At 70.5% G+C, this 23597-nt stretch carries 16 protein-coding genes and 1 pseudogene; 4 read left to right on the top strand and 13 right to left on the bottom strand.

Going from position 1 to position 23597, the window contains the following annotated elements:
• Window positions 1-92: 92 nt before the first annotated feature.
• From hemW to lepA, 3 genes are all read right to left on the bottom strand, one after another.
• Entirely contained in the window at window positions 93-1325 is a 1233-nt protein-coding gene (gene hemW, locus IF83_RS0123665; protein ID WP_030547374.1) for a radical SAM family heme chaperone HemW, read from the bottom strand.
• 201 nt (window positions 1326-1526) lie between these two features.
• Window positions 1527-3416, bottom strand: coding sequence for an AMP-dependent synthetase/ligase (locus IF83_RS0123660; protein ID WP_030547370.1), 1890 nt, complete (start codon window positions 3414-3416; stop codon window positions 1527-1529).
• A 233-nt stretch (window positions 3417-3649) separates the two neighbouring features.
• Complete coding sequence (gene lepA, locus IF83_RS0123655; protein ID WP_030547368.1) at window positions 3650-5524, bottom strand: translation elongation factor 4; 1875 nt, start codon at window positions 5522-5524, stop codon at window positions 3650-3652.
• 214 nt (window positions 5525-5738) lie between these two features.
• Here lepA and rpsT point away from each other — a divergent pair, with 214 nt between their 5' ends.
• On the top strand, window positions 5739-6005 hold the full coding sequence (rpsT, locus tag IF83_RS0123650; protein ID WP_030547367.1) for a 30S ribosomal protein S20: 267 nt from the start codon (window positions 5739-5741) through the stop codon (window positions 6003-6005).
• A 434-nt stretch (window positions 6006-6439) separates the two neighbouring features.
• On the opposite strand, the gene holA is transcribed toward rpsT, so the two are convergent.
• Complete coding sequence (holA, locus tag IF83_RS0123645; RefSeq protein ID WP_030547365.1) at window positions 6440-7435, bottom strand: DNA polymerase III subunit delta; 996 nt, start codon at window positions 7433-7435, stop codon at window positions 6440-6442.
• Between the two features lie 117 nt (window positions 7436-7552).
• Here holA and IF83_RS0123640 point away from each other — a divergent pair, with 117 nt between their 5' ends.
• Together IF83_RS0123640 and IF83_RS0123635 are read left to right on the top strand one after the other, a co-directional pair.
• Window positions 7553-7852: a hypothetical protein gene (locus tag IF83_RS0123640; RefSeq protein ID WP_394297368.1), complete on the top strand. Its 300-nt coding sequence runs from the start codon at window positions 7553-7555 to the stop codon at window positions 7850-7852.
• Between the two features lie 180 nt (window positions 7853-8032).
• Window positions 8033-9514, top strand: a complete 1482-nt coding sequence (locus tag IF83_RS0123635; RefSeq protein ID WP_030547360.1) for a PstS family phosphate ABC transporter substrate-binding protein — start codon at window positions 8033-8035, stop codon at window positions 9512-9514.
• On the opposite strand, the pseudogene IF83_RS0123630 reads toward IF83_RS0123635, so the two are convergent.
• Window positions 9420-10232, bottom strand: a pseudogene (locus tag IF83_RS0123630) (ComEC/Rec2 family competence protein); the annotation flags it as partial. The gene IF83_RS0123635 and the pseudogene IF83_RS0123630 sit on opposite strands and share 95 nt — an antisense overlap.
• A 198-nt stretch (window positions 10233-10430) precedes the next feature.
• Here IF83_RS0123630 and IF83_RS32505 point away from each other — a divergent pair.
• Window positions 10431-11078 (top strand): hypothetical protein, encoded by a 648-nt coding sequence (locus IF83_RS32505; protein WP_244177181.1) that lies wholly within the window; start codon window positions 10431-10433, stop codon window positions 11076-11078.
• A gap of 136 nt (window positions 11079-11214) precedes the next feature.
• Here IF83_RS32505 and IF83_RS0123625 read toward each other — a convergent pair whose 3' ends face one another.
• The 8 genes from IF83_RS0123625 to IF83_RS31365 are packed head-to-tail and all read right to left on the bottom strand — an operon-like array spanning window position 11215 to window position 23597.
• A complete protein-coding gene (locus IF83_RS0123625; protein WP_030547358.1) occupies window positions 11215-11892 on the bottom strand; it encodes a 4'-phosphopantetheinyl transferase family protein in 678 nt (225 codons plus the stop codon).
• Between the two features lie 13 nt (window positions 11893-11905).
• Window positions 11906-12922, bottom strand: coding sequence for an acyltransferase domain-containing protein (locus IF83_RS0123620; RefSeq protein WP_030547357.1), 1017 nt, complete (start codon window positions 12920-12922; stop codon window positions 11906-11908).
• On the bottom strand, window positions 12912-15689 hold the full coding sequence (locus IF83_RS30620; protein WP_078843785.1) for a beta-ketoacyl synthase N-terminal-like domain-containing protein: 2778 nt from the start codon (window positions 15687-15689) through the stop codon (window positions 12912-12914). The genes IF83_RS0123620 and IF83_RS30620 overlap by 11 nt, the downstream gene beginning before the upstream one ends.
• 19 nt (window positions 15690-15708) lie before the next feature.
• Window positions 15709-15969 (bottom strand): hypothetical protein, encoded by a 261-nt coding sequence (locus IF83_RS0123610; RefSeq protein WP_030547356.1) that lies wholly within the window; start codon window positions 15967-15969, stop codon window positions 15709-15711.
• Window positions 15970-16026: 57 nt separating this feature from the next.
• The gene (locus IF83_RS0123605) at window positions 16027-16803 is read right to left on the bottom strand and encodes a class I SAM-dependent methyltransferase (protein ID WP_158711100.1); all 777 of its coding nucleotides are present in this window, start codon (window positions 16801-16803) and stop codon (window positions 16027-16029) included.
• Between the two features lie 5 nt (window positions 16804-16808).
• Entirely contained in the window at window positions 16809-18212 is a 1404-nt protein-coding gene (locus IF83_RS0123600; RefSeq protein ID WP_030547352.1) for an AMP-binding protein, read from the bottom strand.
• A 3-nt stretch (window positions 18213-18215) separates the two neighbouring features.
• Window positions 18216-19004 carry a hypothetical protein gene (locus IF83_RS0123595; protein WP_030547350.1) on the bottom strand — a complete coding sequence of 263 codons (789 nt, stop codon included), beginning with the start codon at window positions 19002-19004 and terminating at the stop codon, window positions 18216-18218.
• Between the two features lie 48 nt (window positions 19005-19052).
• Window positions 19053-23597: a type I polyketide synthase gene (locus tag IF83_RS31365; RefSeq protein WP_051723250.1), complete on the bottom strand. Its 4545-nt coding sequence runs from the start codon at window positions 23595-23597 to the stop codon at window positions 19053-19055.

The following is a 23597-nucleotide window of genomic DNA, read 5'->3' as shown; positions in this document are numbered from 1 at the left end:
CGAGCGGATCGACAAATCCCAAACAAGACAGTCGAGACGTCGGTCAGTCCGTGAGTCAGACCCGTCGGAGAAGCCACGTCACATCCTCACTGTCAGTCCACCAGGTCGCGGACCACCGCGTCGGCGAGCAGCCGTCCGCGCAGCGTCAGCACCGCCCGCCCCTCCTCGTAGGGCTCCGGCCGCAGCAGGCCGTCCGCCACGGCGCGGGCCGCCGCGCTCAGGCCCGCCGGGGCCAGCAGCTCCAGCGGGCAGCCGTCGGAGAGCCGCAGTTCGAGGAGGATCCGCTCGACGCGCCGGTCCTCGGCGGACAGCACCTCGCGTCCGGCTCCGGGGGCGCGGCCCTCGGCGAGCGCCTGGGCGTACGCCCCGGGGTGCTTCACGTTCCACCAGCGCACCCCGCCGACGTGGCTGTGCGCGCCGGGGCCCGCGCCCCACCAGTCGGCGCCGCGCCAGTACAGCTCGTTGTGGCGGCAGCGGGCGGCCCCGTCGGTCGCCCAGTTCGACACCTCGTACCAGTGGAAACCGGCCGCCGACAGCCGCTCCTCGGCGATCAGGTAGCGGTCCGCGTGCACGTCGTCGTCGGTCATCGGCACCTCGCCGCGCCGGATGCGGCGGGCGAGCTGCGTGCCCTCCTCGACGATCAGGGCGTAGGCGGAGATGTGGTCCGGGCCCGCGCCGACCGCCGCGTCCAGGGAGGCCCGCCAGTCGTCGTCGCTCTCCCCCGGCGTGCCGTAGATGAGGTCGAGGTTGACGTGCTCGAAGCCGGCCGCGCGCGCCTCGGCGACGCAGGCCTCGGGGCGCCCGGGGGTGTGGGTGCGGTCCAGCACCCGCAGGACGTGCTGCCGCGCGCTCTGCATCCCGAAGGAGATCCGGTTGAAACCGCCCTCCAGCAGCCCGTCGAGATAGCGGGGGTCCACCGACTCCGGATTGGCCTCGGTGGTGATCTCCGCGCCCTCCGCGAGCCCGAACTCGTCCCGGATCGCCCTCAGCATCCGGGACAGGCCGGCGGCGGGGAGCAGGGTCGGCGTACCGCCGCCGATGAAGACGGTCTCGACCGGGCGCGGGTCGTCGCCCAGCACCTTGCGCGCCAGCCGCACCTCCTCGGCCAGCGTCTCGGCGTAGTTCTCGCGGGAGGCGAGGGCGCCGCCGGATCCGCGCAGCTCACTGGCGGTGTAGGTGTTGAAGTCGCAGTAGCCGCAGCGCGTGGCGCAGTAGGGCACGTGGAGGTAGAAGCCGAGGGGCCGCTCCGCGGCGCCGTCGAGGGCGTGGGCGGGCAGCGCCCCGTCGTCGGGCACGGGTTCGCCGTCGGGCAGTACGGAGGGCATACCGGCCATTGTCCGTCATGGCCACGGGTTCCCCGACCGGATGGGGGCCGGGCCGGACGGACGCCGGGCGCGGACGGGCGCGGAGCGCGGACGGACGCCGGGCGCGGGAGGCCGGGCGCGGGAGGCCGGGCGCGGGAGGCCGGGCGCGGCCCGGGCCCGGCACGGATCACGTCCGTGCCGGGCCCGGGCCCCGTTCCGGGGTCACGCCTCGCGCGCACCCGCGTACATCTCATCGATGAGGTGCTTGTACTCCCGCTCCACCACAGGGCGCTTGAGCTTGAGGCTCGGGGTGAGCTCGCCGTGTTCGACGTCGAGGTCCCGCGGCAGGATGCGGAACTTCTTGATCGTCTGCCAGCGCTGCAGCCCTTCGTTGAGCCGCTGCACATAGCCCTCGATGAGCTGGTGCATCTCCGGGGAGGCGACGATCTCGGCGTACGGCTTGCCGGCCATGCCGTTCTCCTCGGCCCAGTTCATGACCGTCGGCTCGTCGAGCGCGATCAGGGCGGTGCAGAAGTTCCGGTCGGCGCCGTGCACGAGGATGTTGGAGACGAACGGGCAGACCGCCTTGAACTGGCCCTCGACCTCGGCCGGGGCGATGTACTTGCCGCCCGAGGTCTTGATCAGGTCCTTCTTGCGGTCGGTGATCCGCAGGTAGCCGTCGGCGGACAGCTCACCGATGTCACCGGTGTGGAACCAGCCGTCGGCTTCCAGGACCTCGGCGGTCTTCTCCGGCAGCCCGTGGTAGCCCTCCATGATGCCGGGGCCGCGGAGCAGGATCTCGCCGTCGTCCGCGATGCGCACCTCGGTGCCGGGCATGGGCTTGCCGACCGTGCCGGTGCGGTAGGCCTCGCCGGGGTTGACGAAGCTGGCGGCGCTGGACTCCGTGAGGCCGTAGCCCTCCAGGATGTGGATGCCCGCGCCGGAGAAGAAGAAGCCGATGTCCGGGGCCAGGGCCGCGGAACCGGAGACGGCCGCCCGGAGGTTGCCGCCGAAGGCCTCGCGCAGCTTGGCGTAGACGAGCTTGTCGGCGATCGCGTGCTTGATCGTCAGGCCGGCCGGGGCGTCCGCCTTGCCGGTGCGGCGGAAGTTGTCCTGGGACACCCGGGCGTACTCGCGGGCGACGCCGGCCGCCCACTGGAAGATCTTGTACTTGGCGCCGCCGCCGGCCCGGGCCTTGGACGCCACCCCGTTGTAGACCTTCTCGAAGATCCGCGGCACGGCGGCCATGTAGGTCGGCTTCACGACCGGCAGATTCTCGATGATCTTGTCGATGCGGCCGTCGACCGCGGTGACGTGCCCGACGCCGATCTGGCCGGCCGTGAGGACCTTGCCGAAGACGTGCGCGAGCGGCAGCCAGAGGTACTGCACGTCCTCACCGGTGACCAGCCCGCTGGCCTCGATGGCCCGGGCCATATACGACCAGCAGTCGTGCTGGAGCCGCACGCCCTTGGGCTTGCCCGTGGTGCCGGAGGTGTAGATGAGGGTGGCGAGCTGGTCGGAGGTGATCGCGGCGACCCGCTTGCGGATCAGGTCCGGCTCCTTCTCCAGCCGGGCCGCGCCGCGCCGCTCCAGCTCGGCGAGGGAGAGGACCCAGCCCTCCGGGTCGCCCTCGGCCGGTGCGGCGGCGGCCTCGTCGAGCACCACGACGTGCGCCAGCTCGGGGAGTTCGGCGCGCCGCTCGCGGGCCTTGGCCAGCTGCGTCGCGTCCTCGGCGATCAGCACGCGGCTGCTGGAGTCGGAGAGGATGTACGCCGTCTCCTCGGCGTTCGTGCTGGGGTAGACCGTGGTGGTCGCGGCGCCCGCGCAGAGGATGCCCAGGTCGGCGAGGATCCACTCGACCCGGGTGCTGGAGGCGATGGCGACCCGCTGTTCGGCCTCCACGCCCAGCTCGATCAGGCCGGCGGCCGCGGCGAAGACCCGCTCCGCCGCCTGTCCCCAGGTGTAGGAGCGCCACTCGTCGGGGCCCTTGCCCGAGGCAGGCGGGACCGGATAGCGGTATGCCTCCCGGTCCGGGGTCGACTCGACCCGGTCGAGGAAAAGCGTCGCCACGGAGGGCGGCCTGTTCTCAATCAACGTCTGCGTGTCGCTCACGACAATCCTCCGTGCCCCGCTGAGGTGCTGTAACGGAACTTGTTTAACCGGCGAGTAACCTTCAGGCAGGCCCAGAGTAGAGTGCGACCGGCTCGTTTGTAAGGGTCTGAGAGCCACTCGTTCGCAGAGCGGAATTTCCCCCTCCGCCGCAGGCGTGGCCAGCGCGAAGGCGCCCGTCCCCGGTGGGGACGGGCGCCTTCGCGCTGCGCCGCTGGGGCAGCCGGGGACCCGGGCTACTTCTTGCCCTTGCTCTCGCCGGCGGCGGAGTCGGAGGACAGCACCGCGATGAACGCCTCCTGGGGCACCTCCACGCTGCCGACCATCTTCATCCGCTTCTTGCCCTCCTTCTGCTTCTCCAGCAGCTTCCGCTTACGGGAGATATCACCGCCGTAGCACTTGGCGAGGACGTCCTTGCGGATGGCGCGGACGGTCTCGCGGGCGATGACCCGGCTGCCGATGGCCGCCTGGATCGGCACCTCGAAGTTCTGCCGCGGGATGAGCTCGCGCAGCTTGGCGACGAGCCGCACCCCGTACGCGTACGCCTTCTCCTTGTGCGTGATCGCCGAGAAGGCGTCCACCTTGTCGCCGTGCAGCAGGATGTCGACCTTGACGAGGTCGGCGGTCTGCTCGCCGGTGGGCTCGTAGTCGAGCGAGGCGTAGCCGCGGGTCTTGGACTTCAGGGCGTCGAAGAAGTCGAAGACGATCTCGGCCAGGGGCAGGGTGTAGCGGAGCTCGACACGGTCCTCGGAGAGGTAGTCCATACCCAGCAGCGTGCCGCGGCGGGTCTGGCAGAGCTCCATGATCGCCCCGATGAACTCGCTGGGCGCGAGGAGGGTGGCCCGGACGACCGGCTCGTGCACCTCGTCGATCTTGCCGGTGGGGAACTCGCTGGGGTTGGTGACGGTGTGCTCGGTGCCGTCCTCCATGATCACGCGGTAGATCACGTTGGGCGCGGTGGCGATCAGGTCGAGACCGAACTCGCGCTCCAGCCGCTCGCGGATCACGTCCAGGTGGAGCAGGCCGAGGAAGCCGACGCGGAAGCCGAAGCCGAGCGCCGCGGACGTCTCCGGCTCGTAGACCAGGGCGGCGTCGTTGAGCTGGAGCTTGTCCAGGGCGTCGCGCAACTCCGGGTAGTCCGAGCCGTCCAGCGGGTAGAGACCGGAGAACACCATCGGCTTGGGGTCCTTGTAGCCGCCCAGGGCCTCGGTGGCGCCCTTGTTGAGCAGCGTGACGGTGTCGCCGACCTTGGACTGGCGGACGTCCTTCACTCCGGTGATGAGATAGCCGACCTCGCCGACGCCCAGGCCGTCGGAGGGCGTCATCTCGGGAGAGGAGACGCCGATCTCCAGCAGCTCGTGGGTGGCGCCGGTGGACATCATCCGGATCCGCTCGCGCTTGGCGAGATGGCCGTCGACGACCTTCACATAGGTCACCACGCCGCGGTAGGCGTCGTACACGGAGTCGAAGATCATCGCGCGGGCGGGCGCCTCCGCGTCGCCGACCGGTGCCGGGACCTCGGCGACGACCTTGTCGAGCAGCGCCTCGACGCCCTCGCCGGTCTTCGCGGAGACCTTGAGCACGTCGGACGGGTCGCAGCCGATGAGATGCGCGAGCTCGGCGGCGAACTTCTCGGGCTGGGCGGCCGGCAGGTCGATCTTGTTCAGCACCGGGATGATCGTGAGGTCGTTCTCCATCGCCAGATACAGGTTGGCGAGGGTCTGGGCCTCGATGCCCTGGGCCGCGTCCACCAGCAGGATGCAGCCCTCGCAGGCGGCCAGGGAACGGGAGACCTCATAGGTGAAGTCGACGTGGCCGGGGGTGTCGATCATGTTGAGCACATGGGTGGTGCCCTGGTTCTCGCCCTCTCCGGGCGCCCAGGGCAGCCGCACCGCCTGGGACTTGATCGTGATACCGCGCTCACGCTCGATGTCCATGCGGTCGAGGTACTGGGCGCGCATCTGACGCTGCTCGACCACACCGGTCAGCTGGAGCATCCGGTCGGCGAGCGTCGACTTGCCGTGGTCGATGTGCGCGATGATGCAGAAGTTGCGGATCAGCGCCGGATCGGTACGGCTCGGCTCCGGCACAGGGGTAGGGGTCGCGGGCACGCAGGGTCCATTCGGTGATGAGACGCAGCTTGGTCGGGTCTGTGACAGTCCCCCCCATCGTCCCATGACCGCGGCGCCCGGTCCGGTTTGGGAGGCCTCGGCCCTGCTGGTAGCCTGGTCCATCGCGTCTCGTGCCCTCTTCGTTCGCATCGTTCGCACGGAGCACCGAGCACGGCGCACCCGAGAATCCGACGAAGCTGCAAAGGCTCTTTACGTGGCGAACATCAAGTCCCAGATCAAGCGGAACAAGACCAACGAGAAGGCGCGCCAGCGCAACAAGGCCGTCAAGTCCTCGCTGAAGACCGCGATCCGCAAGACCCGCGAGGCCGTGGAGGCCGGTGACCTGGAGAAGGCCACCACCGCCGCCCGCGAGGCCGCCAAGAAGCTGGACAAGGCCGCCAGCAAGGGCGTGATCCACAAGAACGCCGCCGCCAACAAGAAGTCGGCGCTGGCTCACCGGGTCGCCTCCCTCAAGGGCTGACCTCCGGGGCTGCCCCCCCCAGGGGCCGGCTTCGGCCCCCCTCCGCTTCACTCGCGGTACGGAACCGCTCCGCCGGCTGGACGCCGCGGGAGGCCGTACGGCACTCGCTCGACCCGGGAATCCTGTTCCCGGTTTCCGCCGGTCCGGACCCAGCGGGCCCTCTCAACCGCTCCGAACCGGCACCACTCTCCCGCGGCCCCGCCGCGGGACCGGCGCCGTACGCGGCCTGCGTTCGCCACGCGGGTACGGCGCACCCAGCTCGGACCGCGAGGCCCCGTACCGCCCTTCCCCGGGGTGGTACGGGGCCTTCGGCGTTACGGGACCTTGGGCTTTGCGGGGAACGGGATCCGCGCCGGGCGGGCTGGATGGCCGCGCTCGGGGAGGCCGCCTCGCCGGGTGGGCCGAGGCAGGTGCATCGGGTCAGGCGCGCCGTGTCAGTTCCGGCGGGTGGCCGGGCGGGCCGCGCCGGCCACCGCCACCACGGCCTTCTCCAGGGCGTAACCGGGGTCGGCGCCGCCGCCCTTGACGGCGCCGTCCGCCTCCGCGACGGCGCGCAGCGCGGCGGACACCCCGTCGGCCGACCAGCCGCGCATCTGCTGTCGTACCCGGTCGATCTTCCAGGGCGGCATGCCCAGATCACGGGCGAGATCACCGGGCCGTGCCCCGCGCGGGGCGGACGCCAGCTTGCCGATGGCCCGCACCGCCTGTGCCAGCGCGCTGGTGATCAACACGGGGGCGACGCCGGTGGACAGGGACCAGCGGAGCGCCTCCAGCGCCTCGGCCGTCCGGCCCTCGACCGCCCGGTCGGCGACCGTGAAGCTGGAGGCCTCGGCGCGGCCGGTGTAATAGCGCGCCACGACGGCGTCGTCGATCGGGCCGTGCACATCTGCGGCGAGCTGCGAACAGGCGCTCGCCAGCTCGCGGAGATCGCTGCCCAGGGCGTCGATCAGCGCCTGGCACGCCTCCGGGGTGGCCGACCGCCCCGCGGCGCGGAACTCGCCGCGGACAAAGGACAGCCGGTCGGCCGGCTTCGTCATCTTCGGGCAGGAGACCTCCCGGGCGCCCGCCTTGCGCGCCGCGTCCAGCAGTCCCTTGCCCTTGGCGCCGCCGGCATGGACCAGGACGAGGGTGATCTCCTCGGCGGGCGAGCCCAGATAGGCCTTGACGTCCTTCACCGTGTCGGCCGAGAGGTCCTGGGCGTTCCGTACCACCACGACCTTGCGCTCGGCGAAGAGCGACGGGCTGGTCAGCTCGGCGAGAGTGCCCGGCTGCAGCACGTCGGGGGTGAGGTCGCGCACATCGGTGTCGGCGTCGGCGGCACGCGCCGCCGCGATCACCTCCCGCACGGCGCGTTCCAGGAGCAGTTCCTCCTGGCCCACGGCGAGCGTGACGGGGGTGAGCGGGTCGTCGGTCGTCGTCTTTCTGGCCATCGCGGTCCAGCATCCCACGGGGCACCGACAGCACTCACCGGGCGGGACCGCCCGGGCGGCGCCTGGTGCGGCCTCCGGCGGTCCGGACGGCTGGCGCCGGTGCCGCACAATGTGCGGATGAACGGAGCACATCCCCTCTCCGAGGAGCCCGCACCGGCCGGGACGGGCATCGTCCACCGCCTGCTGGTGCTGCCCGACCGGGACGCGGCCGAGGAAGCGGCCGCCGAGGCGGTGGAGCGCTTCGGCCTCGGCGGGGAACCGGAGGTCGTACGCGAGGCGCTCGCCGGTGAGGACGACGCCGAGGACGCCCAGTGGCTGGTCGTGATCGAGGAGCCGGCCGACGGCCGGGACCCGGCGGCTCTGAAGGCGCTGGAGGAGCTCGCGGCGGAGTACGACGGCTGGCTCGAGTCCGAGTGACGCCCGGCAGACGGGAGGCCGGACAGGGCCGGAACGGAGCCTGCGCGGAGGAACGGACAATCCCGAACAGCCCCGCGATGAACGGTGCGTGACGGGTCGGGGAATCCGTTTCCGGCCATGGTGGCCGTCCATACAGTGCTCGCACCGGTCCGACCGTCCTTGCGAGGTTCCGCTGTGAGAATGCCCGAGATCGAGATCGTTCTCGCCGCCGTCGGCATCGCCGCCACCTTCGCGGTCTGGTCCTTCGACCGCTTCATGCCCGGCCGCAAGAGGATCGGCTACCGGGTGCAGATGGACACCGCGATCGGCATGAACCCGCAGGATGCCCACACCCTGGTCCAGCTGCGGCTGATACGGGAGGGGCAGGAGGTCAGCAACGCCACCCTGGCGCTGCTGCGGGTGGAGAACGACGGCAGCAAGGACATCGTCCGGCAGGACTACCAGGAGCCGCTGTCGGTCGAGTTCAGCGACCGGACCATCGTCGGGGCCGACGTACCCGACGCCAATCCGCCCAATCTCGCGGCCATGCTGACGCGCAACGGAGGGCTGCGCCACGACGGCGGCCGGCTCGTCCTGCCCAGGGTGCCGCTGAACCGGAAGGACCACTTCAAGCTGCTCGTCCTGCTCACCGGCGAGCCGCGCGGCGAGGTGACCGTGGACGGCTTCCTGAGCGGTGGCCGTATCCGCCGCAACCAGCAGCGGCGCGGCCCGCGCAAGATCTATCTGGGCCTCGGCGCCTTCCTCGTCACGCTCCTCGGTGTGCTCGGCGGCCTGTGGCTCAACGGCGGCACCGCGCCGGCGAAGAGCCGGTGCGCTTCCGGCGAGCTGACCGTGGACGGCTCCACGGCCTTCCAGCCGCTGATGGAGGAGATCGCCGAGGCCTACGAGGCCGAGTGCCCCGGCGCCGCGATCGAGGTGCGGGCCGGCGGCAGCCTGTCCGGGATACGGGAGCTGCGGAGCGCGGGCCAGGCAGCGCCGGACGGCGGCGACGTACCCCGGATCACCGTGTCCGACGGACCCGCGCCCTCCCGGTACCGGGAACTGCGGGGCCGTCCGCTCGGCGTGGTGATCTTCAGCGTGGTCGTCAACAAGGAGGCGGGGGTGCACAACCTCACCCGCGCCGAACTCCGCGACCTCTACTCCGGCCGGATCACCAACTGGCGGCAGCTGGGCGGCAACGACGTGCCGGTCAGCCTGGTCAGCCGCAGCGCGGACTCCGGCACCCGGCAGGCCTTCGAGGACAGCGTGCTGGGCGGCTCCGAACCGGCGGTCTCCTCCGACGACTGCACCAGCAGGGACCGCGACCGGAAGGCCCGGGTCATCCGCTGCGAACGCGGCGGGACGGCTCAGTTGCTCGCCGAGGTCGGCACGGTCGAGGGCGCGATCGGCTACACGGAGATGTCGGCCGCCACCCGGCACCCCGGCGTGGAACGGGTCCAGCTCGACGGCTACGAGCCGGACATCGAACCGGTGAAGCGGGACCGCTACCCGTACTGGACCGTCGAGTACGCCTATACCTACGGCAGCCCCCAAGACGACGGTCTCACCGCCGAATTCCTGGCCTATCTCAACAGCGACACCGCCAAGAACCTGATGCGTTCCCACGGCCATGTGCCCTGCGTCGACCACCGCTCCCTGCCGGACTCGCTCTGCCGGCCGTGACGGCGGCGCCGGGCCGGGAGGGCGGGCCCGTCACCGCGATCGTCCCGTCCGTATCGGTCCGCAGCACGACCGCGCCCCCCGCGCGGAGAGCGGCCAGCGTCCGCGGGGCCGGGTGCCCGTAATCGTTGTCCGCGCCACAGGAGATGAGAGCGATCCGGGGCCGCAGGCGGGCCAGCAGGCCCGGGTCCTGGTAGGCGGAGCCGTGGTGGGCGACCTTCAGGATGTCGACGGGCGGCAGTTCGGCGGACATCGCCAGACGCTGCTGGGCCGGCGGTTCCAGATCACCGAGCAGCAGCACGGTGAGCCCTCCGGTGCGCACCAGCATCGTGACACTCGCGTCGTTGGCACCACCCCCGGCGACCGGACCCGGCAACGGCCACAGCACCTCCCAGGCGATCGCGCCCAGCCGCCGCGGCCCCGGCGCGGTCCGCAGCACCCGGACCCCCGCGGCCGCCGCGGTCCGCCGCACGAAGGCCGCCTGGTCCGGCGGTTCGTCGAGTGTCGTCGTCTCGATGGCGCCGACCGAGCGGCCCCGCAGCAGACCGGGCAGGCCGGCCACATGGTCCGCGTGAAAGTGGGTCAGGACCAGCAGCGGGATGCGCCGGACGCCGAGACTCCGCAGACAGCGGTCCACCGCCTCCGGCTCCGGCCCCGCGTCGACGACCAGGGCCCGGTCCCCGCCCGCCGTGAGGACCAGGGCTTCCCCCTGGCCCACGTCTTCTCTGTCAAGTTCAGCGTGTTGAAGTCTTGCAGTCTGCGCGGACTCTGGCGGAGGCTGCCCGTCCGGGTGGTGCCGTCCAGCCTGCATCGAGGGTTCGGACCACTCACACAGGCAGGAACAGGGCACTCTCTTTCTGGTCTGCTCCAGATGGAGCAGGGATAGTGACCAGCCTCCTCCATACGCGTTGGCGCCGTCGTGCCGAAGAATGCATCCGCCGCCAGCAATATCAGCGCCGTCCCGGCCAATACGCTGCAGCCGTTCCTGCTGAGTTCCACACAAGGGGAAGCCGCGCGAACGCTGCTGAGTTACGCGTCCGCCCTCGCGCTGCCTGGTCCTGACGCTCAGCTCGTCGCCGTGGTGGTGGCCATCCGGGCCGCACGTGGTGGTGTCGGCAACCTCACCGGGGCAGACCTGTCCGCTCTGCGGCTCAGCGATGCACGCGAAGCCGTCGACGCCCTTCGCAGCCTGGGCTGGCAGATCGGCGACGCTCTCTTCGACGAAGATCCCGCAACTCCGGTCCCGATCACGGTCCCCGACCTGACCCGCACAGATGATCAACCGCTTCCCTTCGGGAAGAACGTACGCTCACGGGTGTCTGGATGGACCACGCGAGCCTTGTCCGCCAAGCCGGTCAAGAAACTTCCTCCTGCGGCACGGCTGGCCGACCTGTTCCTCGCGGCACACAGCACGTCCAAGCTCCTCGGGCAGATCCCGCCCGACTTCCCGCAAGCCTGCCGAGCCGCCCTGCCCGACCCGGGGGTGCCAGATAATGGCACCCCCTATCGGTCGCGGCCGATTTTGACCGGAAGTGTGGTGACCGTCGCACGGCGGATGGCCAACTGAGACCTGCTGCCTCTCGCTGAAGTCGACCATCCTGGACGGTCGGATCCTGCGGTCGAGGACCGTTCCCGGCATCGAGCAGGAGTTGTACGCCCTGCTCACGGTCTACCCCGCGGATGCGCGGTCCAGAGCGCTGCTGTCATGGACTGCCGGGTGGGCGCGGGTCCGCTATCGTCGCCAGCAGCAGACCATCACGCGCCAGCCACCGTCCGGTGAACCCCGTCGGCTCCTGGCCCGCCCGTGTCAGACCGCCCCGACGCGGCGGTCGGAGTTGCGCGTGGAACGTGTTCCGGTCAGGTTCGATCGTGATCACAGCATCGTGGAAGCCCAGCCAGCGCCGGGCGAGCGGGAACCAGGACTTGTAGACCGCCTCCTTGCAGCAGAACAGCAACCGGTCCCACTGGACCGGGTACCCACTGGCCGAAAGATCGTCGAGGTGTCGCCGCTCCGCGGCATCGGCGATCTGATGGATCCCGCCGAGCAAGGGCTCGTTGGGCTCGGCGTCGATGCCCACTGCACGCACACGGTCCGTACGCGCGACAGCCGCCGCCCGGTAGCCGGGGCAGTGCGTCATGCTCCCTACGATCGCCGGGGGCCAGAGCGGGGCGCCGTGCTCGTCCGGCAGCAGCGCCCCCGGCCGTACGTCCAATTCCGCCAGGGCCGTTCGTGCGCAGCGTCGCACCGTGGCGAACTCAAGACGACGCCTCTGTGTCGTGCCTGAGACGGCCTCGCTCTCCCCCGGACAGAGCGGTGCCTCCACCGCGTCATCGAACGCCTCTGCGGACCGGACCCACGGCGGCAACAGTTCCTCGATCACCCTCTCTCCCGCATCATGACCTGTCGGCGACGGCCGCGAGGGCCTTCGCCACCGCGTTCCGGCCGCCGTCGAAGGGGCTGAGGAGGCTGACGGCCCGTGAACGGGTGCCTTCAGCGAGGTTGTTGCGCGCGAAGCCCTGGAGTGTTCCGGACAGGCCGAGATCGAGATACAGGAAGTCTCCGCGGTCCTGCATGATCCGCATCGTCTCCTCGAACTCGATCGGGCCGCGAGCCACACGCCAGAAGTGGCCGGCCGTCGGACTCTCGACCAGACGGCCGTCCACGCACGACACCCAGGGAATGCCAGGCGCCCTCAGTACCACCCCTTCGAAGGAGCCACGGAACGGATCACGCACATCATCCATCAGGTACGAGTGGAACCCGTGCTCCACCGGCACACGCTGATGCACCACGCCCGCCGCGCGCAGCTGCGCGGCCGCGCGTTCGAGCACGTCCGTCGCGCCGGCGACGACTAGATGGCCCGGGTAGTTCCGCGCCGCTACGTCGGTGCCGTACAGCGCCGGCGCATCGTCGAAGACCGTCGTATCGGCGAGGACGGCGAGCATCCCGCCGGGCACTCGGGTGTGCAGCAGCGCGCCCTGGCGCGCCAGCAGGCGCAGGCACTCCGCCGGTTCAACGGTCCCGGCCACCGCCGCGGCCGTGTACTCGCCGAGGCTCGAACCGAGCACGTACCGTGCCTCGACGCCGGCCGCCTGCACGGCTTCCGCGAGCGCCAGTTGGAACATGACGATCGCGGGGTGGGTGAGCCGGGTGTCGGTGAACGGATCCGTCTTCCTCCTGGCCGGGTCGAAAACCCGGTCCAGCACGGACTCGCCCAACTCCTCGGCGAGCACGGCGTCATGGCGAAACAGGGCCGCCCGGAAGACGGCGTCCGTCTCGAACAGTTCGCGCCCCATGTGGTGGTACTGCGAGCCCTGCCCCGAGAACATGAAGACTGCGGGCAGCCCCGCCTGACGCCGCGTATCGGCGACATCAGGCAGGATCAGCGGGGCGGCCACCTCACGCGACATGTGTCTGTGACTCCAGCATCCGCTCGGCCTCCTCGACTTCCAGGCTCCCGGCCACCACCTGGCGGAGCACCTCCTCGATCCCCGAGTCGTCCGCGGATGACGTCATCCGCCCTGCCAGATGGACGGCGAACTCGCGGAGGGTGGGGTACTCGTAGATGTCGGCCACCGGCAGATCAGTGCCGTACCGGGCGTTGACCACGCCCATCCACTCGACGGCGATGATGGAGTCCAGTCCGACGTCGATGAACTTGTCCTCGGCGCCCAGCTCCTCGGTGGGGACGTAGAGCACCTCGGCAAGGGTCTGTATCAACTCGCCCACCAACGAGGACGGGTCCACCGACACGCTCCGCGGGATGTCCTCGGTCACCCGCGCCGCGCCGGGCTCGGTCGCCGTCGCGGCGCCACCGGCGGGGGCGGCCGGCCGCGTGGCCCTGGCCAGTTCGGCGGCGAGCTCGCGGATCGTCGGGAACTCGTACACGTCGGCCGTCTCCAAGGAGGCGCCGAAGCAGGTGTTGACGACGCGGATCCACTCCACTGCGACGATGGAATCGAGTCCGATGTCGATGAACTTGCCGTCGATGCTCACCTCGTGCGGCTCCAGATACAGCACCTCGGCGAGACTGCTCGCCAACCGCCGCTCCAGCAGCGCACGGTCCGCCTCCTGCGGGGCGCGTTGCGCAGGGTGCCCCGGTGAGACGGGCGATGCCGTGCTCGCGGACGGTTCGGGCAGTTCACGCAGACCGATCCCGCTCGGCTTGGGCACACCGGGCTGTGGCTGGATCCTCGGCGAGGCGTACGCCGCGGGTGCGGCGAGCTGGATGCCCGCCGGTGCGGCCGGCGCCGGCTCCGCCTCGGTGTCCGCCCTGTGCACCGGCACATCGGCGCGGTCGGCGGTGGCCGCCTCGTCCGGTGCCGTCGGCAACCAGTAGCGGCGTCGCTGGAAGGGGTAGGTCGGCAGGTGGGTCCTGCGCGCGGGGCCGCCGACGCGCAGCGCGTCCCACTCGATGGGGCCGCCGAGCGTCCATAGCTCGGCGACCTTGTCCAGCTTGTCCTTGGCGCCCCAGCTCCGCAGCATCGCGGCGGCGTCCTCGTCGTTCTCCAGCACCGTCAACCGCGGCTGGTTCTCCACCGTGCCCTGCCAGCACCGGGCGCTGCCTTCGTCACGGGTGAACGACCGCAGTTCCGCGGCGAGTTCGTCGAAATCAGTGACGACGAAGGCCACCCGGTGGGGCCACTCCGTACGCCCGGTCTGCAGGGTGTACGCGATGTCCCGCAGGCCCGGAGCGTCGAGGGAGCCGGGGTCGGTGGCCGCGACCTCGATGGCACGCAGCAGGTTCCGTGCCATGGAACGCAGTTGTTCACCGGTCGTGGCAGACATGGGTATCAGTTGCCGAGCCTGCGGGGCGGCCCCTGCGTCATCGTCACGAGCGGACTGCGCGGGCAGGTACTCCTCCAGCAGAACGTGAGCGTTGCTGCCACCGAAGCCGAACGAACTGACGCCAGCGCGGCGCGGGAGCGCCTCGCCGTCGGCCCCCTTGACGGGTTCCCACGGCTGTGCCCGGTCCACGACGCGGAAGGGGCTGCCGTCCAGCTTGATGAGCGGGTTGGGCTTGTCGAAGTGCAGCGTGGCCGGCAGGGTCCGGTGTCTGATCGCTGCCACGACCTTCAGCATTCCGGCTAGGCCGGCCGCTGACTCCAGGTGGCCGATGTTCGTTTTCACCGAGCCGAGCCCGCAGGCACCGGGCCGCAGTTCCACACCCGCACGCTCGGCCAACCGCCCGAAGGCGCTCTTGAGACCGTGCACCTCGATGGGGTCGCCGAGCGGCGTGCCGGGGCCATGGGCCTCGATGTAGCCGACCGTGTCCGGGCCGACCCCGGCCCGTGTGTAGACGTCGCTGACCAGGTCGGCGTGGGCCTGGGGGTTGGTGATCGTTAGCGAGTTCGTCCGTCCGCCGTGGTTTGATCCGATGCCTCGGACGACCGCGTGGATCGCGTCGCCGTCGGCGACCGCGGTGGCCAGCGGCTTGAGCAGTACGACCGCCCCGCCCTCGGCCCGTACGTATCCGTCCGCCCGGCTGTCGAAGGCCCGGCACAGGCCGTCGTCGGAGAGCATGCCGTTGCGGCTGAGCGCCTCGAACCTACGGCTGGACCAGCACAGGTTCACGCCACCGGCCAGTGCGTACTCGCAGTCACCGTGCTCCAGCGCGCGCACTGCCTGCTGCACAGCCACCAACGAACTGGCGCACGCCGTGTCGATGGTCATGCTGGGCCCGTGCAGATCGAACCAGTACGAGACCCGGTTGGCGATGATCGCAGCCGAGGTGCCGGTCGGCAGGTACGCGTCGACTTCCCCGTGCCGCGTCTCGGCCAGCTCGGTGTAGTCGGAGTTGGCAACCCCCATGAAGACACCGGTCCGCGACCCCTGGAGCGCGGCGGCCCGGTACCCGGCGTCCTCGATGGCCTGCCAGGCCAGTTCCATGGCGAACCGCTGCTGCGGATCCATGAACATGGCCTCGCGCGGCGAGATGTTGAAGAACGCGGCGTCGAACGCGTCCGCGTCGGCGAGGAAGCCGCCGCGCGCCGCGCGCCCGGCGGACTCTCGGCGCTCTGGCGGAGGGTCACCTATGACGCAGCGGCCCTCGTCCAGCAACTGCCAGAACTCGTCCATCGACTCGGCGCCGGGGAGGCGCAGGCTCACGCCGACGATGGCGATCCCCTCGGCCCGAGCGTTTCCGCTTCCCTCGACGCTGTCACCCATGTGTGTCATATCCACTGTCCCCGTTCCCTCAGACCGGCTGGTTGCCGCCCTGCTTCTGGTGAACGAATTCGGTGATCCCCGAAAGGGACACGAGCACGTTCATGAAGAGGTCTTCGTCCGTCATCTCGACCTTCAAGTCCTCCTGGAGGAAGCGGAGAATGTTGAGGTAGTCCCGTGATTCGACCACGCCCGCCTTGAACAGGTCGGTGTCCTCGGTGATCTCCGCGTCGAACGTCACCAGAAGGGATTCCTCCATGAACTGCTTGATCTGCTTCCGTACTGCGTCCATCGCGTCGGCGTCCTTACGTGTGAAAGTTGATTCTTGTGTGCGGTGTACGGAAGCGGATCAGGTCCGGTCCGCCTTGCGTCCCCGAATGGTGCAGACCTTGCGGCGCCACATCAACCGGCCGTCGTGCTCGGTGAATTCGGTGGCGATGTCCGAGTCCGCGAGACCGGCGGTGAGGAGGCGGCCGATCGCCATGCGACTGTCCTCGGTCTGTGCGACGTGTTCCACGTAGTCGTGGAAGTCGAGCAGGGACTCGGACTCGAAGAGACCGGTCACCTTGACGCCGTTGCCCTTGAAGAGTTCGAAGAACTCCCGCTTCCCGTACGTGAGGTGGTGGCTGCGGTCGATGAGCCGCTCCATCTCTTCGAAATAGCGGTCCTTCTTCTCGTCTCCGTACGCCATGACGTCCTGGATGCACAGTCGTCCGCCGGGGCGGCAGCAGCGCACCATCCCGGCGAAGACCTCCCGGTGGCGCGCCATGTGGTGGAAGGCCGACCGGGACACGACGACCGAGAACCGGTCGGCCTCCAGGTCGAGCCGCTCCACGTTGCGGCACACGAACGAGGTGTTCGCCAGGCCGCGTTCGGCCGCGTTGCGGCGGGCGACCGTGATCATCCCCTCCGAGATGTCCACGCCGGTGACGGAGCGGACCCGTCGCGCGCCGTACAGGGCCAGGGCTCCGGTGCCGCAGGCCAGGTCCAACAGATCGTCGCCCGCGGACAGTTCACAGAACTCGGCGAGCCCGCGGAGCATGCGCTCGTCCTTGGTCACCGACCAGCTGTCGAAATGCTCCGCTCCTTCGTTGAACTGCTCGATGACCGCACGATGGGTGCTCACCGTCTTCACTCCCCGTTCTCGAATGTCTTGGCGTAGGCGATCTTTCCGCTGGCCGTCCGGCTGATCCGCGGCACCACCACGATCCGTACCTGCGTGGGGTCCACCCGGAAGGTCCGGCGCAGCGTCTGCTTCGCCAGCCGCGCCAGCGCGGCGTCCTCGACGGCGACCGCCAGTTCTTCGTCGCTGCCGCCGCAGGCGCAGGTGATACCGCTGCGTGTGAGGCCCTGCTCCAGTTCGTCGAGGTCGTAGCGGACGCCGGACAGCTTCACGAAGCGGCCGCTCCGGCCGGCGATGTAGTAGCAGCCGTCCTCGTCGACGTAGGCGAGGTCGCCGGTGTCGAGCACGCCGCCGAGCTGGTCCCCGTGGGCCAGGTCGCCCCGTCCGTTCGCGTGACCCTGCATCACGTTCGGGCCTTCGTAGTGGAGCCGGCCGGTCCGTCCCGCGGCAGCGATCCTCGCTCCCTGCTCGTCCTTGAGGTACAGCGTGCCGCCGGGCACGGCCCGCCCGATGCTGCCGGGCTTGGCCGACAGCAGTTCGGGCGGCAGATAGGCCATGCGGGCCGTCGCCTCCGTCTGCCCGTACATCACGTAGAAGCGGACGCCTCTGCGGTCCGCCTCCGCGGCGTACCGTTCGACCCGCTCGGTGGGCAGTCGGCCGCCGGCTTGTGTGAAGTACCGCAGGCTGGGCAGTTCGACGGACGGGAAGCGCAGCGTGTCCAGCATCTCGTACGTGTAGGGGACCCCGGAGAACGACGTCGCTTCGTGCCTGCGGCAGTAGTTCCAGAACTCGCCGCGCACCAGGGACTCGCCGGTGAGCAGCAGGGTGGCGCCGACGTGCAGATGACTGGTGATGACCGACAGGCCGTAGGAATAGCTCATGGGAAGGCTGGTCACGGGCCGTTCCGTGGCGTCGAGTTCGAGGTACTCGGCGATGGAGCGGGCGTTGGCCGTGATGTTCGCGCGGGTCAGCCGCACCCCCTTGGGGGAGCCGGTCGAGCCCGATGTGAGCAGCACGGCGCTCAGGTCTGGGTGGAGCGGCCCCCCCGGCCCGTAGCGGGTCGGCGCCAGGGTGTAGTCGCCGATGGAGAACAGCGCGGGATCCGCCGCCTGCCCCGCTCCCCACACATACTCGGGCCGGTAGGCGTCCATGAGCCGGGTGACCAGGGCCGGGTCGAGGCTGTGATCGACCGGCAGCACCACGTGGCCGCTCGCGACACCGCCCAGGTATCCGATCAGCGACTCGATGCTGTTCCGCGTCCGCAACAGGATCAGCGCCCGTTCGCCCCGGGGCAGTCTGTCGCCGAACTCGTGCGCCAACTCGTGCAGTTCACGGAACGAGAACCGGCGGTCGTCGTCGTCGACCACCGCCGTCCGGTCCCCGTGCCGGTGCAGTTCCTCGAAGAAGTCCATGGGCTACTTGACCGGTGCGCCGATGAGATAGAGGACCTCGCCCTTGCCGACGCCTTCCGCGTGCACCGCGGTGCCGATCTTCCACTCGTAGTCCACCGCGTCGATGTTCGCCGTGAGTTCGCGCAACTGGTCCGGCGTGTACACCCGGAGAATGGACACGACCCCGTCCCAGATCGTGGCGAGGGGAATCACCGGAAGCAGATACGTGAAAAGGAACCGGGAAGCCCTCCGGGGCCTCAGGAAAGGCGTCACGAGGAGCAGGCCGATCGGCACGGTGACGATGAGTTTGGCAATGGCCTTGGGGCCCTTGTTGCCGAGTTCGAAGACACCGATGGGCACCTTCTTGTCCACCGCGTCCTGCAGGATCGCCTGTGCCATGTCCGGCTTGAAATGGTGGAACGCCGTGAAGATGGTGCGGAAACCTTCGAGCCGTTCGGGCACGTCCGTGGCATCGACCGACTCGGTCTCGTACTCGATGCCCTCGCACATCTCCTTGATCTTCTGAAATGCCTCCAGGTTCGGGTACTTGTCGCTGAGGGTGACCGTCACCTTCTTGTCGAGCAGTGCGGACAGGTCCCGTTGCAGGTTGGCTATGCCGCCGCTGCCGCCGGAGCACAGGTCCACGATCCGCACCGGGTCCTGGTCGTCCACCGCTTCCGCGATCAACGGCACGACGGGCGCGTACCTGTTGGTCTTGGAAAAGACGAACGAGAGAAAGTCCGTGGTGCCCCGCCGGAACACGTCGGGAAACCACTTGAGGTCCTCGAACTCGAACAGATGCCGTCGCTTCATTTGCTTCTCCTTGTGGTGCCGTGGCTCATGGATCGGACGGAGGACCGCTCAGGCGGTCAGGGCGCCCGCGATGTGCCGGAGCAGCAGGTGCTGGTCCCGGTCGGCGCGCAGGAAGAGGTGGTCGCCGGAGACCACGTGCAGGGCGAAGGCGCCGCTGGTCACCTTCTGCCATGCGGCCATGTCGGCCTCGGTCACTTTGTCGTCGCGCAACCCGTGCACCGCGGTGACCGGAATGTCGAAGCCGGGCTCGTCGGGCTCCCGGTAGTCGCGCACCAGCTTCAGTTCCGCGAGCCGGGTCGGCAGCAGGGCCCGCGCCAACTCTTCGCTGAGGTCGGCCTCGGAGGTGAGCACGCCCTGAATGGCCGCGCGTTCGTCGGATGTCGCGGTGGCCAGGTCGGCCGGGCAGGGGATGTCGTCGTACCCGATCGCGGCGAACTTCTCGCGGGTGAAGGCCACCAAGGGGTTCGGCTGCACGCTGGGCGCCGAGTACGCGCCCACGACGAGGTGCTCCGGCTTGGTCTCGTGCCTCCGCCACAGCCGGTGGGCGAGCCGGTAGGCCAGGAGTGCGCCCATGCTGTGCCCGTAGAAGGCGTAGGGACGGTCGAGTTCGGGCAGCAGCGCCTCGTACAGGGCGTCGACCGCGGACTCGGCGTCCTCGAAGGCTCGCTCCTTGATCCGGCTCTCCTTGCCCGGCAGCTGAACGGGGCAGACCTCCACGTCGTCCGGGAGCAGCGCCTGCCAGCCCCGGTAGACCGAGGCTCCACCGCCGCTGCCGTACGGCAGGCAGAACAACTTCAGCCGCGCCCGGGGGTTGGGGGTGCGGTGCTCGATCCAGCGGGCCGCCGGGAGGCCGCCGCGCGGGCCGGCCGGGGTCGGCCGGATCGTCGCGAGCTCCACTCCGGGCAGTACGACGGCGGTGAGTTCCCGCACGGAAGGCCCCTCGATCAAGGTCTCGATCGGCAGTCGCGTCCGCAGGTCCTGCTCGATGCACGCTTTCGCCTTGACTCCGACCAAGGAGTCCATCCCCAGGTCGGAGAGGCGCTCCTGCGGGTCCAGTTCCGCACGGTCCATGTGCAGCAGCTCGGCGAACCGGCCGCGCAGGTGTTCCTCCAGGACGGCCGCGCGCCGATCGGTGGCCGTCCCCGCCAACTCCAGCAGGATCTCGGTGGGTTCGGCCTCCCGGCCCTCGTTTGCACCACGGTCGGCCAGCTCCCGGAAGAGCTGGTCGTGCTCGGCTCCGATGCCCTTCATCGTGACGTCGCGCACGCTCGCCACGATCTTGCCCCGCCCGTCGAAGAGGGCGAGTGAACCGTGCAGTTCGGCGGTGTCCGGGTCGTACGTCTCGACCGTGACCCGGCACCAGAGGTCACCGCTGCTCGGGGCGTCCCCTCCGAGGAGGATCTCGCGCCACTCGGTGACCATGAACTTCAGGCCGGTGGGGACGGACGCGGGCAGCGCGGCGTGGAAGAGCTGGGCGCACGCATCGAAGACGCCGGGATGGCAGCCCAGCAGGGGGGTGCCCGAGGTGTCCAGGCCTTCCGGCGGGGCGAGCTGGGCCAGTGCCGCTCCCTCCCGCGTCCATACCTCGGACAGCCACCGCACGTCCTGGCCCAGGTCGAGGCGTCGCTCGGCCGCGGCCCGACGGTAGAAGTCGGCTCCCGCCGTCGGCCCGTGGAAGCCGTGGGTGAGCGGCCCGTCCTGCGGTGCGGGGGTTTGTGCCGCGCGCTCGGGCCGGTCCGCGGCGGGGGCCAGCGTGCCCTCGGCGTGCCGCGTCCACTCCCTGCGGTGGTCGCCTCGGCTGTGGACGGTGAAGCCCGGTCCGTCGTCCGGCCCGTCCGTCACCGTGACCACCAGGCGGTTGTCCCGGTCCTCGCGCAGCATCAGGGCGCTGAGGAAGCGGAGGGACCGGACGGTGAGGGGCCCGTGGTCACCGGTCAGCCGCAGTGCGCGCGTCACCAGCTCCAGGTAGTGGCCGACGTGCAGCACTCCCTGCGTGGCGCGCACGTCGGGCACCGCGGACAGCGGCACGTCGAAGCCGACCTGGTCGGCGTCGAGGCTCAGCGGCGTGTCGAGAACCTGTCCCGTCAGTTCTGCGCGCGCCGCGGTCGGCCGCGGCGCGACCGCCCCGGGCGGTGCTTCCCGCGTCCAGAAGGGTTTGCGCTGGAAGGGGTAGGTCGGCAGCAGCACCTTCCGGTGGTCGCGGCCGCTGTCGAAACCGGCCCAGTCGACGGACACCCCGGCCTCGTAGAGCGCGCCGAGCGTCCGCGCGAGTCGAGGCCAGGCGCCCGCCTGCGAGGCGGCGTCCGGCTGCCGCGGACCGGCTGCCGCAGACGCATCCGCCCGGGCGTCGTCGGCGAGCGGCGCCACCCTCACGCAAGGGTCGTAATCGGCCGCGAGCCGTTGCACGACGGGCCCGAGCGGCTCGGCCGGGGCCATGTCGACGTCCGCCCAGTAGGCGGAGTCGAGCAGGTCCGCGCGGCCCACCGCGCCGCCCGTCGCCGCGGAGAACACCCGGGCCGTGGGCGGGCGCAGCCGCACGGCGTCGGGGGCAGCCGGTGCCTTCCCCGGCAGCAGGAACGCCAGCGCCGTGTGCAGGTCCATGACCCCGGCTCCGCAGGCGGCGGCGTACTGACCGCTGCCTCGGCCCACGACCGCCTGCGGGCGCACGCCCCAGGACGCCCACATCCGGTCCAGCGCGTACTCCAGGCAGAACGCCGCGACGGCGTGGTGGCGCGGGTCGGCCGCGGGCGGGGTCCGCTCGGCCGTGCCGGAGAGGCCGTCGACGATCCCCGCTCCGCCCCGGGCGCGGACCGCCTCGTCGCAGGCCCGCATCGCGTCCCGGAACACCGGCTGCGTCGCGTACAGCTCCCTGGCGAGCCGGTCGTCGTAGCGTCCCTCGTACACGAAGGCCACTCGGGGGCCGGTACCGGAGCGTGCGCCGGACGCGGGAGGAGGGGTCCACTCCCTCAACTGCCGCCGCAACTGGGCGGGGTCGGCGGCGGCCACGGCGAGGCGGTGCGTCCAGTGGCTGCGTCCCGTGTTCGCGGTGTGGCAGAGATCGCCGAGCGCCGGGAGGTCGCCACCGGCGAGGTGGTTCACGTACGCGTCGGCGAGGTCCCGCAGTGCGCCCTTGCTCCGTGCCGAGAGCGCCAGGACGTGCACGGGGCGTTCACCGTGCTCCGCACCGGGCGCGGCCCGTTCCGGTCGCGGTGCCTCGGCGACGATCGCGTGGGCGTTGGTGCCGCTGAAGCCGTAGGAGCTGATGGCGGCGGTGCGGGGGCCCCCGCCCACGGGCCACTCCTCGCAGTCGTGGGGCACCACCGCGGGCACGTCGGCCAGCCGGATCTTGGGGTTGACCGTGTTCAGGTGCAGATTGGGCGGGATCCTGCCGTGCTGCAGACACAGCACGAGCTTGATGAGGCCCGCCACACCGGCCGCGGCCTCCAGATGCCCGATGTTGCTCTTCACCGAGCCGATGCGCAGTGGCTGTCGGCGCGACGGGTCGCCCGCGAACACGTCCTTGATCGCCTGGAACTCGATCGGGTCACCCAGTGCCGTCCCGGTGCCGTGCGCCTCGAAGTAGCCGATCTCGGCCGGGGACACGGCGGCCTCGGTGAGCGTCCGGCGGATCAGGTCGCGCTGTGCCGAACCGTTGGGCACCGTCAGGCCGCTGCCGGGGCCGTCCTGGTTGACACCGCTGGCCCTGATGACGGCCAGGACCGGGTCGCCGTCCCGCTGGGCGTCGGACAGGCGCTTGAGCACGACGACGCCGCAGCCCTCACCCCGGCCGTAGCCGTCCCCGCTCGCGTCGAAGGACTTGCACCGCCCGTCCTTGGACAGGGCGCCCAGGTCGCACAGCGAAGCGAAGCCGGTGGGCGACACAAGCAGGTTGACGCCACCGGCGAGAGCCGTGTCCGACTCTCCCCTGAGCAGGCTCTCGCAGGCGAGATGGACGGCGACGAGCGAGGACGAACAGGCGGTGTCGACCGAGAGCGACGGTCCCTGGGTACCGAGGACGTAGGAGACGCGGCCGGACATGATGGAGGACATCGCGCCGGTCAGCGTGTAGGGGTTGCCGTACTGCTCGGCCCGCGGCAGGCCGGCGTACTCGGAGCCGATCACACCGACGAACACCCCGGTCCTGGTGCCCCTGAGACCGTCGGCGGGAATCCCCGCCCGTTCCAGCGCCTCCCAGGTCACCTCCAGGAGCAGCCGCTGCTGGGGGTCCATCTCGGCTGCCTCGACGGGCGAGATCCCGAAGAAGTGCGCGTCGAATCCGCGGATGTCCTCCTGAAGGAATCCGCCCTCGCGGAGGTAGACCTTGCCCGGCTTGCCCGGCTCGGGGTCGTACAACTCGTCGATGTCCCACCGGTCGGCGGGCACCTCGACGACACCGTCACCGCCGCCGCTGAGGAACTCCCAGTACGCCTCGGGCGTACTGCTGCCGCCGGGGAACCGGCAGCCCATGCCGACGATGGCCACGGGCTCGCGCGTCCTCGCGCCCTGCTGTCCTTCCTGCCTGAGTTTCCTGATGACGCGCAGCGACTCCGACAGGAGTGCCTGGTAGTCGTCCGGCTTCACTTCCACGGTCAT

The sequence above is a fragment of the Streptomyces albus subsp. albus genome (genome assembly GCF_000719865.1).
Lineage (GTDB): Bacteria > Actinomycetota > Actinomycetes > Streptomycetales > Streptomycetaceae > Streptomyces > Streptomyces albus_E.
The sequence above is the reverse complement of the archived record's forward strand: the minus strand, read 5'-3'. Positions and strand labels throughout refer to the sequence as shown.